The 17,012-nt window shown below is 59.8% G+C and carries 10 protein-coding genes; 3 read left to right on the forward strand and 7 right to left on the reverse strand.

Annotated elements, in window-relative coordinates:
- Window positions 1-37: 37 nt before the first annotated feature.
- The 3 genes from AB4P91_RS09755 to morA all read right to left on the reverse strand — a co-directional run bounded on the left by AB4P91_RS09755 (window position 38) and on the right by morA (window position 6,979).
- A complete protein-coding gene (locus AB4P91_RS09755) occupies window positions 38-1,351 on the reverse strand; it encodes a C4-dicarboxylate transporter DctA (protein WP_395604709.1) in 1,314 nt (437 codons plus the stop codon).
- Window positions 1,352-1,628: 277 nt separating this feature from the next.
- Window positions 1,629-2,882 (reverse strand): serine hydroxymethyltransferase, encoded by a 1,254-nt coding sequence (glyA, locus tag AB4P91_RS09760; protein WP_150597084.1) that lies wholly within the window; start codon window positions 2,880-2,882, stop codon window positions 1,629-1,631.
- 248 nt (window positions 2,883-3,130) lie between these two features.
- Window positions 3,131-6,979, reverse strand: a complete 3,849-nt coding sequence (morA, locus tag AB4P91_RS09765) for a cyclic di-GMP receptor MorA (protein WP_150688163.1) — start codon at window positions 6,977-6,979, stop codon at window positions 3,131-3,133.
- Between the two features lie 286 nt (window positions 6,980-7,265).
- Here morA and ettA point away from each other — a divergent pair, with 286 nt between their 5' ends.
- Both ettA and gdhA read left to right on the forward strand, forming a co-directional pair.
- Complete coding sequence (gene ettA / locus AB4P91_RS09770; protein ID WP_042561164.1) at window positions 7,266-8,930, forward strand: energy-dependent translational throttle protein EttA; 1,665 nt, start codon at window positions 7,266-7,268, stop codon at window positions 8,928-8,930.
- A gap of 346 nt (window positions 8,931-9,276) precedes the next feature.
- Complete coding sequence (gene gdhA / locus AB4P91_RS09775; protein WP_150597086.1) at window positions 9,277-10,614, forward strand: NADP-specific glutamate dehydrogenase; 1,338 nt, start codon at window positions 9,277-9,279, stop codon at window positions 10,612-10,614.
- Here gdhA and AB4P91_RS09780 read toward each other — a convergent pair.
- The 4 genes from AB4P91_RS09780 to AB4P91_RS09795 form a co-directional block, all read right to left on the reverse strand.
- Window positions 10,599-11,105 (reverse strand): GreA/GreB family elongation factor, encoded by a 507-nt coding sequence (locus AB4P91_RS09780; RefSeq protein ID WP_395604710.1) that lies wholly within the window; start codon window positions 11,103-11,105, stop codon window positions 10,599-10,601. The two genes, gdhA and AB4P91_RS09780, sit on opposite strands and share 16 nt — an antisense overlap.
- A 70-nt stretch (window positions 11,106-11,175) precedes the next feature.
- Complete coding sequence (locus tag AB4P91_RS09785; RefSeq protein WP_042561161.1) at window positions 11,176-11,532, reverse strand: hypothetical protein; 357 nt, start codon at window positions 11,530-11,532, stop codon at window positions 11,176-11,178.
- Between the two features lie 197 nt (window positions 11,533-11,729).
- A complete protein-coding gene (locus AB4P91_RS09790) occupies window positions 11,730-13,583 on the reverse strand; it encodes a DUF4105 domain-containing protein (protein ID WP_150595301.1) in 1,854 nt (617 codons plus the stop codon).
- A 96-nt stretch (window positions 13,584-13,679) separates the two neighbouring features.
- Window positions 13,680-14,168 (reverse strand): DUF3015 domain-containing protein, encoded by a 489-nt coding sequence (locus AB4P91_RS09795; protein WP_150595302.1) that lies wholly within the window; start codon window positions 14,166-14,168, stop codon window positions 13,680-13,682.
- 277 nt (window positions 14,169-14,445) lie between these two features.
- On the opposite strand from AB4P91_RS09795, the gene AB4P91_RS09800 reads away from it, so the two are divergent.
- Window positions 14,446-16,884 carry a Lon protease family protein gene (locus tag AB4P91_RS09800; RefSeq protein WP_150595303.1) on the forward strand — a complete coding sequence of 813 codons (2,439 nt, stop codon included), beginning with the start codon at window positions 14,446-14,448 and terminating at the stop codon, window positions 16,882-16,884.
- Window positions 16,885-17,012: the final 128 nt, after the last annotated feature.

The following is a 17,012-nucleotide window of genomic DNA, read 5'->3' on the forward strand; positions in this document are numbered from 1 at the left end:
ATGATCGACGCCTGCGGCAGCTCCCACAGGGTTGAAATCAGAACTCCTGCTGGTGCGCCGGAGTTGCTGTTTTACGCGGTTGAAAGGTGTAGCCCTGCTGACCGCTGAGTACTTTATTGGCTCGCTGCACATCGATGTCCTTTTCCCAACGGGCAATGGCCACGGTGGCGACGCAATTGCCGATCAGGTTGGTCAGCGCGCGGCCGATGCCCATGAACCAGTCCACCGCCAGCACCAACACCAGGCCGACCACCGGAATCGCCGGGATTGCCGTCAGCGTCGCCGCGAGAATCACCAAGGCCGAACCGGGAATACCGTGAGCGCCTTTGGAGGTAATTAGCGACACCAGCAGAATCGTCAGCAAATCAGTCATGGCCAAAGGCGTGCCGGTGGCGTTGGCGATGAAGACGATGGCCAGCGTCAGGTAGATCGAGAAACCGTCGAGGTTGAACGAATAGCCGGTGGGAATCACCAGCCCGACGGTCGAGCTGCCGATGCCCAGGTGTTCAAGTTTGCGCATGATCTGTGGCAACACGGCATCCGAGGATGCAGTGCCCATGACGATCAGCAGTTCTTCGCGCAGGTACTTGAGCAGCGGCCACATCCGCAGGCCGGACGCACGCATCACCAGGCCCAGAATCACGCTGACGAACGCGATGCAGGTCAGGTAGAACAAGCCGACCAGGCTGCCCAGATGTTGCAGGGAATCGATGCCGTATTTGCTGGTGGTGAAGGCGATGGCGCCGAACACGCCGATCGGCGCCAGACGCACGATCATGCCCATGATCCGGAAGATCACATGGCTCAGTTCGTTGATCAGTCGCGAGATGCCGGAGGCCGCTTCGCCGACCAGATTCAAAGCGCTGCCGAACAGTACCGAGAACAGCAGCACTTGCAGAATGTTGTTCTCGGCAAAGGCGCCGATCACTGATGTCGGGATCAGGTCCATGAGGAACTGCGTGGTGGTGTGCATGTGCTGGCCGCGTTCGGCCAGATCGCCCATGTCAGCCGTGGACAATTGCTCCAGGTGGATATTCGCACCGCTGCCGATGCCGGTGCTGAAGGCGAATATCAGACCGATCACCAGCGCGATGGTGGTCAGCACTTCAAAGTAGATAACCGACTTGAGGCCAATCCGGCCGACCTTCTTCAAGTCGCCCGCGCCACTGATGCCGCTGACCACTACGCAGAACACGATCAGACCGATGAGCATCTTGATCAGTTTGATGAAGCCGTCGCCGAGCGGTTTGAGCTGGGCCGAGTATTCCGGAAGGGTGAGCCCACAGACGATGCCGAGCACCAGTCCGAGAACCACTTGGAGGAAGATTGAACGCGAGCACCATCTGAGCATGGGAGAAATCCTGGTCGGTGTCCTGGCTGCCGAACGCGGGGCGTATCAGATTCAGGACTTAATTATTGTGGTCTTACCGGTATGTCCAGTGCGGGTGCAGTCTAGGCGCTGTTTTTTATCAATCGCAAGTGAAAAATGACGAATTGGCATGACCGGTCTGACCAGTTGTGCGGTGAGTCCCATTCTTGAGCGGTTCAGGCGTTTGAAAATATTTCAGGCGAAAAAAAACCGGCCAATCACTTGGCCGGTTTTTCATGCTGCGGGTTTAGCGTCGCAATTAAGCGCCGTATACCGGCAGTTTCTTGCAGATGGCTTTGACTTTCTCACGAACGGCGTCGATCACCGCTTCATTGTTCAGGTCTGCCAGGATGTCGCAGATCCAGCCGGCCAGCTCTTTGCACTCTGCTTCCTTGAAGCCACGAGTGGTCACAGCCGGTGTACCGAAGCGCAGGCCGGAAGTCACGAACGGCGAGCGTGGATCGTTAGGCACGGAGTTCTTGTTCACGGTGATGAACGCTTTGCCCAGAGCAGCGTCGGCGTCTTTACCGGAGATTTCCTGCTTGATCAGCGACAGCAGGAACAGGTGGTTTTCAGTACCGCCGGACACCACGTCGAAACCGCGCTCGATGAACACGCTGGCCATGGCCTGGGCGTTTTTCACCACTTGTTGCTGGTAAGTCTTGAACTCAGGCTGCAGCGCTTCCTTGAAGCAGATCGCTTTGGCGGCAATCACGTGCTCCAGCGGGCCACCCTGGGCGCCCGGGAATACAGCGGAGTTGAGCTTCTTCTCGATGTCGGCGTTGGCGCGAGCCAGGATCAGGCCGCCACGTGGACCGCGCAGGGTCTTGTGCGTGGTGGTGGTCACGACGTCAGCGAAAGGCACCGGGTTCGGGTAAACGCCCGCGGCCACCAGACCGGCCACGTGAGCCATGTCGACGAACAGGTAAGCACCAACCTTGTCAGCGATTTCGCGGAAACGCGGGAAGTCCAGGATCTGCGAGTAGGCAGAGAAACCGGCCACGATCATTTTCGGCTTGTGTTCAACCGCCAGGCGCTCGACTTCGTCGTAGTCGATCAGGCCGTTGGCGTCGATGCCGTACTGGATCGCGTTGTACAGCTTGCCGGAGGAGGAAACGCTGGCGCCGTGGGTCAGGTGACCACCGTGGGCCAGGCTCATGCCCAGAATGGTGTCACCGGCCGACAGCAGGGCCAGGTACACGGCGCTGTTGGCTTGCGAACCGGCGTGCGGCTGAACGTTGGCGTAGTCGGCACCGAACAGTTCTTTGGCGCGGTCGATGGCCAGTTGCTCAACGATATCGACGTACTCGCAACCACCGTAGTAGCGCTTGCCCGGATAACCTTCGGCGTACTTGTTGGTCAGTACCGAGCCTTGAGCTTCCATCACCGCTGGGCTGGTGTAGTTTTCCGAAGCGATCAGCTCGATGTGCTCTTCCTGGCGCACGGCTTCTTGCTCCATGGCGGCAAAGAGATCGGCGTCGTACTTGGCAATAGTCAAATCACGGCTGAACATGGCGGTCCTCAAGGATCGGGGGCAGAAAAGGGGGGCATTCTAACCCAACCGCTTTTGGATGGCATATGAAACGACATCATGTCGCAGACAAGTGGCGCTCATCACAGATGTGCGGTGCTTTTGCTGGCCCCATCGCTGGCCAGCCAGCTCCCACAGTAACCGGGGTGGCCGCTGGGTTGTGTGATCGACATCAATCCCTGTGGGAGCTGGCTGGCCAGCGATGAGGCCAGGAGCCTCACCCCAAACACTCAGTCAAACATGAAGAGCGCATCATTGCTGAACTGCGCCTCAAACCGTCCCGCCGGCATCGGTCGCCCGAACAGATACCCCTGAACCTCATCGCAGCCATGCTCACGCAGGAAGTCCAGTTGTTCATGGGTTTCCACGCCCTCGGCAATCACCGCCAGATTAAGGCTGTGAGCCATGGCAATGATCGCCCGGGCGATCTGCGCGTCCTGCTCGCCGGACGGCAGGCCATCGACGAAGGTACGGTCGATTTTCAGCACGTCGATCGGGAACTGCTTGAGGTAGTTCAGCGATGAATAACCGGTGCCGAAGTCATCGACCGCGATGCTCAGGCCGAGGTTTTTCAGGCCGGCGAGGATCTGCATCGCCTCGCTGACTTCACGCATCAGAATGCTTTCGGTCAGTTCCAGCTCCAGACAGGCCGGTGGCAGGCCGGTTTCGCGCAGGATCGTAGCGATCCGCGTACCGAGCTGGCCGTCGGAGAACTGCCGCGCCGAGATGTTCACCGACACCTTCGGCACGCGCACACGGTTCTGGTGCCAGGTCTTGAGCTGACGGCACGCCTCGCTGATCACCCAGTCGCCGACATCGACCACCAGCCCGAGCTCTTCCAGCACCGGAATGAAATCACCCGGCGGCACCAGTCCGCGACGCGGATGACGCCAGCGCAGCAGGGCTTCGGCACCGGTCAGACGTTTGCCGTCGCCGCTGAATTGCGGTTGGTAATACAGGACAAATTCGTCTTGTTCCAAAGCATGGCGCAGGTCGCTTTCCAGCTCCAGACGCTCCAGTGCACTGGCGTTCATGTCGGCCTGATAGAACTGGAAGTTGTTTTTGCCGCGCTCCTTGGCGTGATACATCGCGGTGTCGGCGTTCTTCATCAACTGGCTCAGTTCGTTACCGTCCTGCGGGCTGAGGGCGATGCCGATACTGGCGGTGACAAAGAACTCACGACCTTCGAGCACGAACGGTCGCACCAGACTGGCGAGAATCTGCTCGGCGACATGAATCGCCCGGTTCAGCGCCAGTTCGCGGTTGGAACGATGTTGCAGCAGCAAGGTGAATTCATCGCCGCCCATGCGCGCCACGGTGTCGTCATTGTCGACGCAGGCCAGCAGGCGTGTGGCCATGTCTTTCAACATGCGGTCACCGGCCGCGTGGCCGAGGGAGTCGTTGATCGGTTTGAAACGGTCGAGGTCGAGGAACATCAGCACCACCCACGACTTCTGCCGCTCGGCCGATTGCAGCGCGGTATGCAGACGATCCTGGAACAGCGTGCGGTTCGGCAGATGGGTCAGGGCGTCGTAGTAGGCGAGACGGTGAATCCGCTGTTCGCTGGCCTTGCGCTCGCTAATGTCACTGAAGAAGCACACGTAACTGGCCAGATCGCCCTCGTCATCGAGCACCGCGGTGATGCCGACCCACGCCGGGTAATGCTCGCCGTTACGGCGCTTGAGCCAGACCTCGCCTTCCCACGTGCTGTGCTGGTGCAATTGCTTGAGCACGTAACGCAGGTGTGCGTCCTGTTGTTCGTCGACGGTGAGCATGTTCGGCAACTGGTCGAGAACTTCGGCCACCGCGTAACCGCTGACCCGGCTGAAGGCTTCGTTGGCCTGGACGATGTAACCGGCCGGGTCGGTGATCAGGATCGCCGAAGTCGAATGTTCGAAAACCGTGGCGGCCATGCGCAGGTCTTTTTCGGCGCGGCGCTGCTGGCTGATGTCGCGTCCCACGCCAAGTACGCCTTCGAACGCACCGTGTTCGTCCCACACCAGCACCAGGCGCAACTCGATCGGGATCTTGCGGCCGTCGGCGCGCAGGCAGTCAAACAGGAACAGCTGGGTCTGGACCTGGTTGCGCAACAGCGCCAGTTGCTCGGGGTTGTCCAAAGCCTTGCTGACCCGATCCATCAGGGCGTGGATGCCATTCAGTTGCTGCGGGTTGGCGATGGTCGATTGCCAGCCGTTCTGAAAAATCCACTCGACGTCATATCCCAGTACCGCTTGCACCGAAGGGCTGACGTAGTTCAGCGACAGCTTGCTGTCGGTGGAGAAGATCACGTCGCTGATGCTTTCGGCGAGCATGCGATAGCGCTGCTCGCTGTCGCGCAGGGATTCGCTGGCCTCGATCTGCTCGGTGATGTCCTTGGCCACGCCGATGATCCGTGTCACCTGATCGTGCTTGTCGCGGGCCAGTGCCTGTTCACGGATATCGAAGCGCCGCCATTCGCCGTCGCGATGGCGGAAGCGCAACTGACATTGCAGCAACTGGCTGTAACCGGCGTGGCGCTGCATCTGGCGAGAGCGATGGTAATAGTCGGCATCTTCGGGGTGCAGCAGGATTTCCCAGAAGTACTCGCCCATCTGATGCAGTTCGCTGCGGTTGTAACCGAGTGTCTGGCCGAGGTGGTGGTTGCTGAAAATCATCCGCTGGCTGATCACGTCCTGCACGTACAGGTGATCCGGCACGGTACGCACCACGTCGGACCAGAAACCTTCGCGTTCCAGCAGTGACAGTTCGATCAGTTTGCGGCTAGTGATGTCGTTGATGCTGAGGATCACGGCTTTGTAGTCATGCTGCTCGCTCGGCAGGCGCAGCACCATCCACAGATGCTGGTCGCGACCCTTGATGTCGGGCAGTTTGATTTCCAGTTCCAGCTGCTTTTGCTGCTGCAGCACGGCATCCAGGATCTGATGGCCGATCGCGCAGTGACGGTGCGGATGGCCGTCGATCAACAGTTGCCAGGCGTCGTCACAGGAGTTGACGTTGAGCAGTTGCAGCGCCACCTGATTGACCTCGGTGACGCGCAGTTCCTGGAGCAATTCCTGACGCTGTTGCGGCTGATCGAGCCAGGCCTTGAGCTGGTCGCTGGTCTGGATCTGCACCTTGTCGAAAAATTGCCTGAGACCGGACAGGTCGAGCACGCAGAGGGCCACGCCGGTGCCCTCGAAAATGTCTTGATAACGGCGGCGCCCCTCATGCAGTTGGCGCTGACGGCGGCGCATGTTCAGCAGCGCAATCACCGGCAGCATCGAGAAGGCCAGGCCCAGCAGGCATTTGCCGATGAACGCGGGCAGCAATTCTTCAAGCACACGTTGACGGTCGAACAGGCCGCGCAACTGCCAGTCGCTGCTGCTCAGCGGCACAGTGAGCACGGTGTTGGCCAGATCATCCGGGCTCAGCACGCCGGGCTTGGCCGCCGACGGTGCCTCATCGCGGCTGATGATCTGATGGTTGAGACGGTTTTCCACCAGCCACAGTGGACGCAGGCCGGTTTCACTTTGTTTGGTCAGCGAGTCGAAGAAGCTCGGCGCCAGGCGCAAGACCCAGTAGCCGCGTGAGTTGCCGCTGGCCTGGTGCAGCAGCAAATGCACCAGAGATCCGTCGTCCGCGTTGCTGAAGTAATGCGCCTGGGAGCGGCTTCGGCGCACCAGTTCAGTCAGGTAGTTGGCGTCGGAACTGTCCGCTGCGCTGTCACTGATGATTCTGCCGGAAGGACTGAGCAGCGCCATGCTGCGCAGACCGGGCAACGATTGCTGGAGCTTGCGCAGCAACGCCTGCGTTTCGTCGGCTGACTGCGGCTGTTCGACGATCGGTAGCAGATTGAGCGCGATTTGCGCGTTCAGCGCCATGTTCAGGCTAACCTGCGAGGCGAGATCGGCGGTGTAATCGATGGTGTACTGGCGCTGGTTTTTCTGGGTTTCGCGCAATTGGTCGAGCAATTGCCAGAACAGCAATGCCAACAGCAAAAGCACGAGTGTCGCCAGCGCACCCTTTAATGTTCCGCGCAGGGGCGAGCCTGGCGCCGGTTGGGTGCTGCTCACAGAGGCTGGCGGAGTGACATTGGACAAGCTGTAATCCTGCGGTCTGGCTGGACTGGCGCGACGTGCACTATAAGCCGGACGCCCAGAGGGGGGCTAGCATGCCTCGAGTCGTGGCGAAGTGCCAGCCCCTAGCGGGTGGACTGCCTTCTATCATTAAGGTAGCTTTGCCGGTTACGCGGGAGCGTTCCAGCTCCTACAATCAGACTTTTTCTGCGCGCACGCATTGATGACTATCAAATGAACGACGCGCATCGGTCTGGCCGGGCATCGCCTGCGCTCCAATCATTCATCTGTCACTGACCCAAGGTTCTCCATGGCTCAATACGTCTTCACCATGCATCGGCTGGGCAAAGTTGTTCCGCCGAAGCGGGAAATCCTCAAAAACATTTCGCTGTCCTTCTTCCCCGGCGCCAAGATCGGCGTGCTCGGCCTCAACGGTTCGGGTAAGTCCACGCTGCTGAAAATCATGGCCGGCGTCGACACCGAGTTCGAAGGCGAAGCCCGTCCGATGCCGGACCTGAACATCGGTTATCTGCCGCAAGAGCCGCAACTTGATCCGACCAAGACCGTGCGTGAAGTGGTCGAGGAAGCGGTCAGCGTGATCAAGAACGCCCAGGCCCGCCTGGACGAGGTCTACGCGGCTTACGCTGAAGAAGATGCCGACTTCGACAAACTGGCTGCCGAACAGGCCAAGCTCGAAGCGATCCTGCAAGCCAGCGACGGCCATAACCTGGACCGTCAACTGGAAGTCGCCGCCGACGCGCTGCGTCTGCCGGCCTGGGACGCCAAGGTCGAATTCCTCTCCGGTGGTGAAAAACGTCGTGTGGCCCTGTGCCGTCTGCTGCTGTCCGCTCCGGACATGCTGCTGCTCGACGAACCGACCAACCACCTGGACGCTGACTCCGTGGCGTGGCTGGAGCACTTCCTGCACGACTTCCCGGGTACCGTGGTTGCGATCACGCACGACCGTTACTTCCTGGACAACGTTGCTGGCTGGATTCTGGAACTCGACCGCGGCGCGGGCATTCCTTACGAAGGCAACTATTCGGGTTGGCTTGAAGCCAAGTCCGATCGTCTGGCTGCCGAATCCAAGCAGCAGTCGGCTCACGAAAAAGCCATGAAAGAAGAACTGGAGTGGGTGCGCAAAGGCGCCAAGGCCCGCCAGTCGAAATCCAAGGCTCGTCTGCAACGCTTCGAAGAAATGCAATCGCAGGAATTCCAGAAGCGTTCGGAAACCAACGAAATCTACATCCCGGCCGGTCCGCGTCTGGGCGACAAGGTCATCGAATTCAAGAACGTTTCCAAGGGTTACGGCGATCGCGTGTTGATCGACAACCTGTCGTTCTCGATGCCGAAGGGCGCCATTGTCGGCGTAATCGGCGGTAACGGTGCCGGTAAATCGACCCTGTTCCGTATGCTGATGGGCAAGGAAACACCGGATTCGGGCAGCATCGAAGTCGGCGAAACCGTGCAACTGGCGTGCGTCGACCAGAGCCGCGAAGACCTCGATGGCAGCAAAACCGTGTTCCAGCAGATCTCCGACGGTTCTGACCAGATCCGCATCGGCAACTACGAAATCCCGTCGCGTACCTACGTCGGTCGCTTCAACTTCAAGGGTGGCGATCAGCAGAAGTTCGTCAAGGACCTGTCCGGTGGTGAGCGCGGTCGCCTGCACCTGGCGCTGACTCTGAAAGAGGGCGGCAACGTCCTGCTGCTCGACGAACCGTCCAACGACCTCGACGTTGAAACCCTGCGTTCGCTTGAAGAGGCCCTGCTGGACTTCCCGGGCGCCGCGATTGTGATCTCTCACGATCGGTGGTTCCTTGACCGCGTCGCGACCCACATCCTGGCGTACGAAGACGACTCGCAAGCGATCTTCTTCGAAGGTAACTACACCGAGTACGAAGCCGACCGCAAAAAGCGCCTCGGCGAAGCAGCGGCCCAGCCACACCGGGTACGCCACAAAAAACTGGCCTGATTCGGGTTGGTTGCATGAAAAAGCGGAGCCTTCGGGCTCCGTTTTTTTTGCCTTTTTGTAAAGTGAGACCGAGTCGCGGCTTTCGCGAGCAAGCTCGCTCCCACAGAGGACTGCGTTTCAAATGTGGAAGCGAGCTTGCTCGCGAAGGCGGTGTAACTGTTGGTGCGTCACTTGGATTATGCCTCCCCAGTCGGGTGCAGAAACGGTTCAAAAACGCGTTGATTTATATCCTGTGCACCATTTAATTTCATATCTGCGACATCTTGCGCTGTTCCTGTGCGCATTTCGTTTGCTACAGTCCGGCTCAATCTCTTCCAACGATAATAAATTTGCCGAGACTTTTTCCATGATCGAATCCGTCGAATCCTTCCTCGCACGCCTGAAACAACGCGACCCGGATCAACCCGAATTCCACCAGGCTGTCGAAGAAGTCCTGCGCAGTCTGTGGCCGTTTCTTGAGGCCAATCCGCGTTACCTCACCTCGGGGATTCTGGAGCGCATCTGTGAGCCGGAGCGCGCGGTGGTGTTTCGCGTGTCGTGGGTCGACGATCAGGGCAAGGTCCAGGTCAATCGCGGTTTCCGTATCCAGATGAACAGCGCCATCGGCCCCTACAAGGGCGGCTTGCGTTTTCATCCATCGGTGAACATGGGCGTGCTGAAGTTTCTCGCCTTCGAGCAGACTTTCAAAAACTCGCTCACCTCGTTGCCAATGGGCGGCGGCAAGGGCGGCTCGGACTTCGATCCGAAGGGCAAGAGCGACGCCGAAGTCATGCGGTTCTGCCAGGCGTTCATGAGCGAGTTGTATCGCCATATCGGCGCTGATGTTGACGTGCCGGCCGGTGACATCGGCGTCGGCGCGCGGGAGATCGGTTTCCTGTTCGGTCAGTACAAGCGCCTGAGCAACCAGTTCACCAGCGTGCTGACCGGTAAGGGCATGACGTACGGCGGCAGCTTGATTCGCCCGGAGGCCACCGGTTTTGGCTGCGTGTATTTCGCTGAAGAGATGCTCAAGCGTCGCGAGCAGACCGTTGAAGGCAAACGCGTGGCGATCTCCGGTTCCGGCAACGTTGCGCAATACGCCGCGCGCAAGGTCATGGATCTGGGCGGCAAGGTGATTTCCCTGTCCGACTCCGAAGGCACGTTGTATTGCGAAGCCGGGTTGAGCGAAGAACAGTGGCTGGCGCTGCTGGAACTGAAAAACGTCAAGCGCGGACGGATCAGCGAATTGGCGGCAGCCTACAACCTGGAGTTCCGCGCCGGTCAGTTGCCTTGGTCGCTGGCCTGCGACATAGCGCTACCGTGCGCCACGCAAAACGAGCTCGACGCCGAATCCGCCCGCGTGCTGCTGCGCAACGGCTGCGTGTGTGTGGCCGAAGGCGCGAACATGCCGACCACGCTGGAGGCTGTGGATATCTTTATCGAGGCGGGGATTCTGTTCGCGCCGGGCAAGGCATCCAATGCGGGCGGCGTGGCCGTCAGCGGTCTGGAAATGTCGCAGAACGCCATGCGCCTGTTGTGGACGGCGGGCGAGGTGGACAGCAAGTTGCACGCGATCATGCAGTCGATCCACCACGCCTGTGTGCATTACGGCGAAGAGAACGGGCGAATCAACTACGTCAAAGGCGCGAACATCGCCGGCTTCGTCAAAGTCGCCGACGCGATGCTCGCTCAGGGTGTGGTCTGATTCGGCTCGATGCGAATCACTTCAATCATTTGATCGCCGGCGGGGCGCTGCCATAGCACCTCGTCGTTGAGCCGGGCGCCAAGAAGGGCCCGGCCCAGCGGGGAGCCCCAGTTGATCAGGCCTTTGGCGGCGTCGGCCTGATCTTCACCGACCAGTTGCACGCGGCGTTCGGTGTCGTGTTCGTCGGCGTAGGTCACCCAACTGCCGATTTGCACTGTGTCTGTAGACGTCGCGGCGACGGCGACTTGTGCGCTGCCGAGGCGCTGAGTGAAGTAACGCAAATCCCGTTCGAGATCGGCCTGGCGTTGTTTGTCGGCCTGTTCACCTTTTGCGGTTTGCTCGGCGTGCGAGGCTTGCAGCTCGGCGACTTTCTCCTGCAACTGTTGCAGACCTTGCTGAGTGACGTAATTGGGCTGCGCGCTGACCTGCCGTTCGACTGGCTGATCGGCTTGCGCGGCGGCGTTGTCTTCGTTGACGAAAGCACGGCTCATGGTGTCCTCCCCGTTAATGGGTTGGGCCATGCTCGCAGGGATTTGGTTTCATCGGATGTCTGCAAACGACCTATTGCGAGCGATAGGCCCGCGCGGCGCCCTGATCCTTCTGCTGCTGCCAGGCGCGCTCGCGCTCGTCCCAGTGCTCGTTGCGATAGTCGTTGCGATCCTTGTTTTCCAGCATCGCCTGGCACTGGCGGAAACCGTCGGTCCAGCCCTCGGCGTATTGCTTGTCCTTGAGATAGCGCGGCACATTCTTGCGAAACTCGCCGCTGATCGATCCGGCGGCTTGTCGGCCGCTGACGCAACCGTCATCAAACCCGTCGGCGAAGGCCGGTGGATAACCCTTGGCGATCAAATCCTCATGAGTGGTCTGGCAACCGCTCAGCAATAGCAAAACACCCAGCGAAACCACACACCGCCACATCGCACTCTCCGAGCCGTCACACGGCTTATGGGGTGAGTCTAGAAGGGGATTCGTTGGGTGTTGGTGAAAGGTGTGTGAGTAATTCGTTAACCAGTGGAGATTCCTTTGGGGGCGGGCTTGCCCGCGATGAGGCCATCACATTCAACATCTCTGTTGGCTGAGAGCCCGCTATCGCGGGCAAGCCCGCTCCCGCAGTTTCAGTAGTGATACCACTTCACCTCAAGCATCACTTCAGTCTCAGGTGTTGCCACATGACTGAACTCACGCTGCGCACTCAGGCGCAGGCCGAGATTGCGTGACAACTCCCACTGCTGATTCAGGCTCAGGCTGCGGCGCACCTCGCCATTGAAGAAATAATCACCCTTGGCTTCGAGGCTGAGATTGCCCAGCGGGTTTTTCCACAGCACGCCGGTATTGAAACCGCCGGCGGGGGAAACGAACTCGGCGAAGTCATTGTTGTGTTCAACGCGCACCGTGCCGAGGGCAAAACCGAGCACGTCTTCACCCAATTGCCACGTACCGCCACCGCCGCCATTGACGTGGCTGACCAGGGTTTCGTCATCATGCTTGCCCGGTACGCGTTCAAGACCACCCGTGACTTGCCACGACAGCGGCTGCAGCAACTCGTTACGTGGCGTCAGTGAGCGAATGGTCGCCAGATCCAGTTGCTGGAACTGCCAGTGATTGCCTTCGTACTGGCGCAGCTTCATCTGCAGGATTTCGATTTGCGCGCCGAGCGGGAAACTTTCGGCGTTGTCGTTGAGGTCGTGATACGCCATGCGCAAGCCGTACTCGGCGAACGCACGGTCGCCGCGAGTACCGAGGCCGGCCTGCCAGGTGCGCGACTCGTGGCCATCCTCCGGCAGACCGGGACGAGGAATTTCCAGCTCCGGTGCCGGGTTCTTGTTAATCGCCCGCAGCAGTTCAAAGCTGCGCTGAGCCCGTTGTGGATCACGTTCCTGACCGTTGGCGCGGTAGCGCTCCAGCCGATACGCGGCGTCGATGATCAGCGCTTGCCGGGCGCGGGGCAGGGCCTTGAAAGTCGGCTCTTGCAACACCTGTTGATCGGCGCTGACTTTCAGCACCCATTGCTGTTCTTCGTCAGTCAACGGTTCGGCGCGGCTGAGCAATTCACGTTCACGGGACGGGCGGTATTCGATGCTTTCCACCAGACCCGCTTCTTTTACGGCTTTGACCGTGTCGGTGGGGATGGCGGTCAGCGGGAATTGTTCGGTCAGGCGCAGACTCGGCCGGGCCACTTGCAGCAGTTCGAGCAGACGGTAGGAGCAGTTTTCGTCGAAGAAGAAATAGTCGAACTGGATCTGCTTCAACTCCCACACATGCTCGACCATGCGCGCGGTTTCTTCTTGCGTCAGATTGAGCCGGTACTCCCACAGATCGCGGTTTTCCAGGCTGCGGTATTCGGAGAGTTTTTCTTGATATGGCACCAGCGCAAACAACCCTGGATAGCCGCCCATCAAACCTTTCCAGGCGTAAAGAATGCTGTTGTCCGAACCTTCGATGTAGGCGCCGAAGTTGATCGCGTAACTGAGCAGCGAGGTCTTGTCGCTTTGCACGTCAGCCTGATCGATACGCAGCAGCGTGTGGCCGAACATTGACGACGGGCTGTTGAGATACGCCGCCGGGAAGATCATCACCGCGCTGTGCGGCGAGACGTCCTTGAACCACTTTTTGTATTCGGCACACGCCGGCATCGGCAGGTCGGTCAGGTTGAGCTGGGTTTTCAACCAACGGGTGCGGGCCGGATAGACGCATTGCGCGTGCTGCTCACCGAGGCTGGCCGGGGCGTACAGCGCCTGCACGGTGGCAGCCAGCTCACGGTCGGGGTGTTCATTGCCATCGGGCGCGAGAAAGAATTTCTTGTCGCTGACATAGCTGCGCCAGCCGCCAAGCTTGGCGGTTTCGTAATGACCGAGGGAAATCCAGAAGCGGTCATTGGCCAGTTGCTGCAAACGTTGAGGATCGATGTTTGGCGCGGCGGACAGCGGGGCGCAGACACAGAGCGCCAGCCAGGCAAGGCGTTTGAGCATAGTCGGCAACTTAAACAGGAAAAAAACAAAAGCCCAAGGAGGGACGGGCCGAAAAAATAAAAACCCGCTCCCCGAAGGAAGCGGGCAGGGTCGAGCTTAAGCCTGCGTTGCGTACTTGGCCAGACGTGCGTCTGATTTCAGTACGGACAGGGTGTTGGTATGCACGTCTTCAGCGGTCACGTCAGCCTTGCTGAAGATCTGCTGGAAGTGCTCGTGAGTCACAGCAGCGAAGTGCGCACGGTCTTCCGGCGCCACGCCCAGTACCACGGCGTAGGTCGTCAGCGCTTCGCCGTTGCCCTTGGCCATGTCTTCAGACAGCTCGTTCATCATGCCATTCATGGCAAACCAGGATTTGCCGCCATAGGTCAGCGACGCGTTGGTCGAGCAACCGTTGGTGCCGGAGGTCATACCAAACGTGGCGTTACCGGAAGTGCCGTTGGTGGTGGATGCCAGGAAGTGAGCCGGGGTGCCACGCTGACCTTCGAACAGCATGTTGCCCCAACCGCAATCCGGGCCGCCTGGAGCTTGCGCCATTGCGTTGATGGATACAGCGGTGAAGAGAGTACCGAGAAGAATCCGTTTCATAGCTTTGTTCTCTTTATGTGCATACCAATGGACAGGGTTCTGGCGCCTGACGGTGCCAGTGGGCCGGTATTAGTTCCAGCCGCGCAGTTTGGAGTTTAGGCACGTTCCTGGGGTTCCGTGAGTTTTTGCAAAATATTTGGAATAAACCCCGGTTTCAAGGGGGCGGGTCACGGGCCGGGCGTTTGTCTATGCTTTGTCACATGGCGCGCCTTGCCAGTGGGGTACGGGCAGCGCCAGAATGCCGCTATCTGCCCCGCCTGATTGTTAAGGAAGCCCGATGCCTGATCCTGTTGCTGCCAGCTTGCGTCTAGCGCCCGAAGCGCTGACCCGTCCGTTTTCCGCTGAACAGTTCAGCTTCACTACCACCAATGATCTGGAGCCCTTTCGCGGTGTGCTCGGCCAGGAACGTGCGGTCGAAGCCTTGCAGTTCGGTGTGGCCATGCCACGCCCCGGTTACAACGTCTTTGTCATGGGCGAGCCCGGTACCGGTCGCTTTTCGTTCGTCAAACGCTACCTCAAAGCCGAAGGCAAGCGCCTGCAGACCCCGGCGGACTGGGTCTATGTGAATAATTTCGATGAACCGCGCGAACCGCGGGCACTGGAGCTGCCATCGGGCACGGCCGGCGCGTTCATCGGTGACATCAACGGCTTGATCGACAACCTGCTGGCGACTTTTCCGGCGGTCTTCGAACACCCGTCCTACCAGCAAAAGAAAAGCGCCATCGACCGCGCCTTCAACCAGCGCTACGACAAGGCCCTCGACATCATCGAACGTCTGGCCCTGGAAAAAGACGTTGCCCTGTATCGCGACAGCAGCAACATCGCCTTCACACCGATGCTCGACGGCAAGGCCCTGGATGAAGCTGAGTTCGCCCAGTTGCCGGAAGCCGATCGCGAGCGTTTTCACGAAGACATTTCCGGTCTCGAAGAACGCCTGAACGAAGAACTCGCCAGCCTGCCGCAATGGAAGCGCGAGTCGAACAATCAGCTGCGTTCGCTCAATGAAGAAACCATTACCCTGGCCTTGCAGCCATTGCTGGCGCCGTTGTCCGAGAAGTACGCGGAGAACGCAGCGGTCTGCGGTTACCTGCAAGCGATGCAGGTGTACCTGCTGAAAACCGTGGTCGAGCAACTGGTCGACGACAGCAAGACCGACGCCGTCGCCCGCAAGCTGCTGGAAGAGCAATACGCGCCGAGTCTGGTGGTCGGTCATCCGGTCAGCGGTGGCGCCCCCGTGGTTTTCGAGCCGCACCCGACCTACGAAAACCTGTTCGGTCGCATCGAGTACACCACTGATCAAGGCGCGCTTTACACCACCTACCGGCAGTTGCGTCCGGGTGCCTTGCACCGCGCCAACGGTGGTTTCCTGATTCTTGAAGCGGAAAAAATGCTCAGCGAGCCGTTCGTGTGGGATGCGCTCAAACGCGCCCTGCAATCGCGCAAGCTGAAAATGGAGTCACCGCTGGGCGAGATGGGCCGCTTCGCCACCGTGACCCTCAACCCGCAGCACATCCCGTTGCAGGTCAAAGTCATCATCATCGGCGCGCGGTCGTTGTATTACACGTTGCAGGACCTTGATCCGGACTTCCAGGAGATGTTCCGCGTTCTGGTCGATTTCGACGAAGACATCCCGATGGTCGACGAGAGCCTGGAGCAATTTGCCCAGCTGCTGAAAACCCGTACTTCGGAAGAAGGCATGGCGCCGCTGACGGCCGATGCGGTCGCGCGTCTGGCAACTTACAGCGCACGTCTGGCCGAACACCAGGGACGGTTGTCGGCGCGCATCGGTGATCTGTTCCAACTGGTCAGCGAGGCTGATTTCATCCGGCATCTGGCCGGTGACGAAATGACCGATGCCGGTCACATCGAGCGCGCCCTGAAAGCCAAGGCCACCCGCACCGGGCGTGTGTCGGCGCGGATTCTCGATGACATGCTTGCCGGGATCATCCTGATCGACACCGATGGCGCGGCGGTCGGCAAGTGCAACGGGCTGACCGTGCTGGAAGTCGGTGACTCGGCGTTCGGTGTGCCGGCGCGGATTTCCGCCACGGTGTACCCGGGCGGCAGCGGTATCGTCGACATCGAGCGTGAGGTCAACCTTGGCCAGCCGATCCACTCCAAAGGCGTGATGATCCTCACCGGGTATCTGGGCAGCCGTTATGCCCAGGAATTCCCGCTGGCGATTTCCGCGAGCATCGCGCTGGAGCAATCCTATGGTTACGTCGACGGCGACAGTGCGTCGCTGGGCGAGGCGTGCACGCTGATTTCGGCGTTGTCGAAAACCCCGCTCAAGCAATGCTTCGCGATCACCGGTTCGATCAACCAGTTCGGTGAAGTGCAGGCGGTGGGCGGGGTCAACGAGAAGATCGAAGGCTTCTTCCGCCTCTGCGAAGCACGCGGCCTGACCGGCGAGCAGGGCGCGATCATTCCGCAGGCCAACGTCGCTACATTGATGCTCGATGAGAAAGTGCTGGCGGCTGTGCGCGCGGGGCAATTCCACGTGTACGCGGTGCGTCAGGCCGACGAAGCGCTGAGCCTGCTGGTCGGCGAGCCGGCCGGTGAGCCGAATGCCGAGGGTGAATTCCCGGAGGGCAGCATCAATGCGCGAGTCGTGGAACGCCTGCGCGATATTGCCGAGATGATCAGCGAAGACGACCTCAAGGAAGCCGAGAAGGAATTGGCGCAGGAGGCATTGGTAGAAGCCAAACCTGCTTAAAGCCTCTGTGGGAGCGAGCTTGCTCGCGAAGGTGTCAGCTCAGTCGAAAGGTTTGTAGTCTGATGCATCACTTTCGCGAGCAAGCTCGCTCCCACATTGTTTTCTGCACATTGGCATTTGCGCTGATC

Origin of the sequence: Pseudomonas sp. B21128, assembly GCF_044218865.1 — a bacterium.
GTDB lineage: Bacteria > Pseudomonadota > Gammaproteobacteria > Pseudomonadales > Pseudomonadaceae > Aquipseudomonas > Aquipseudomonas iridis.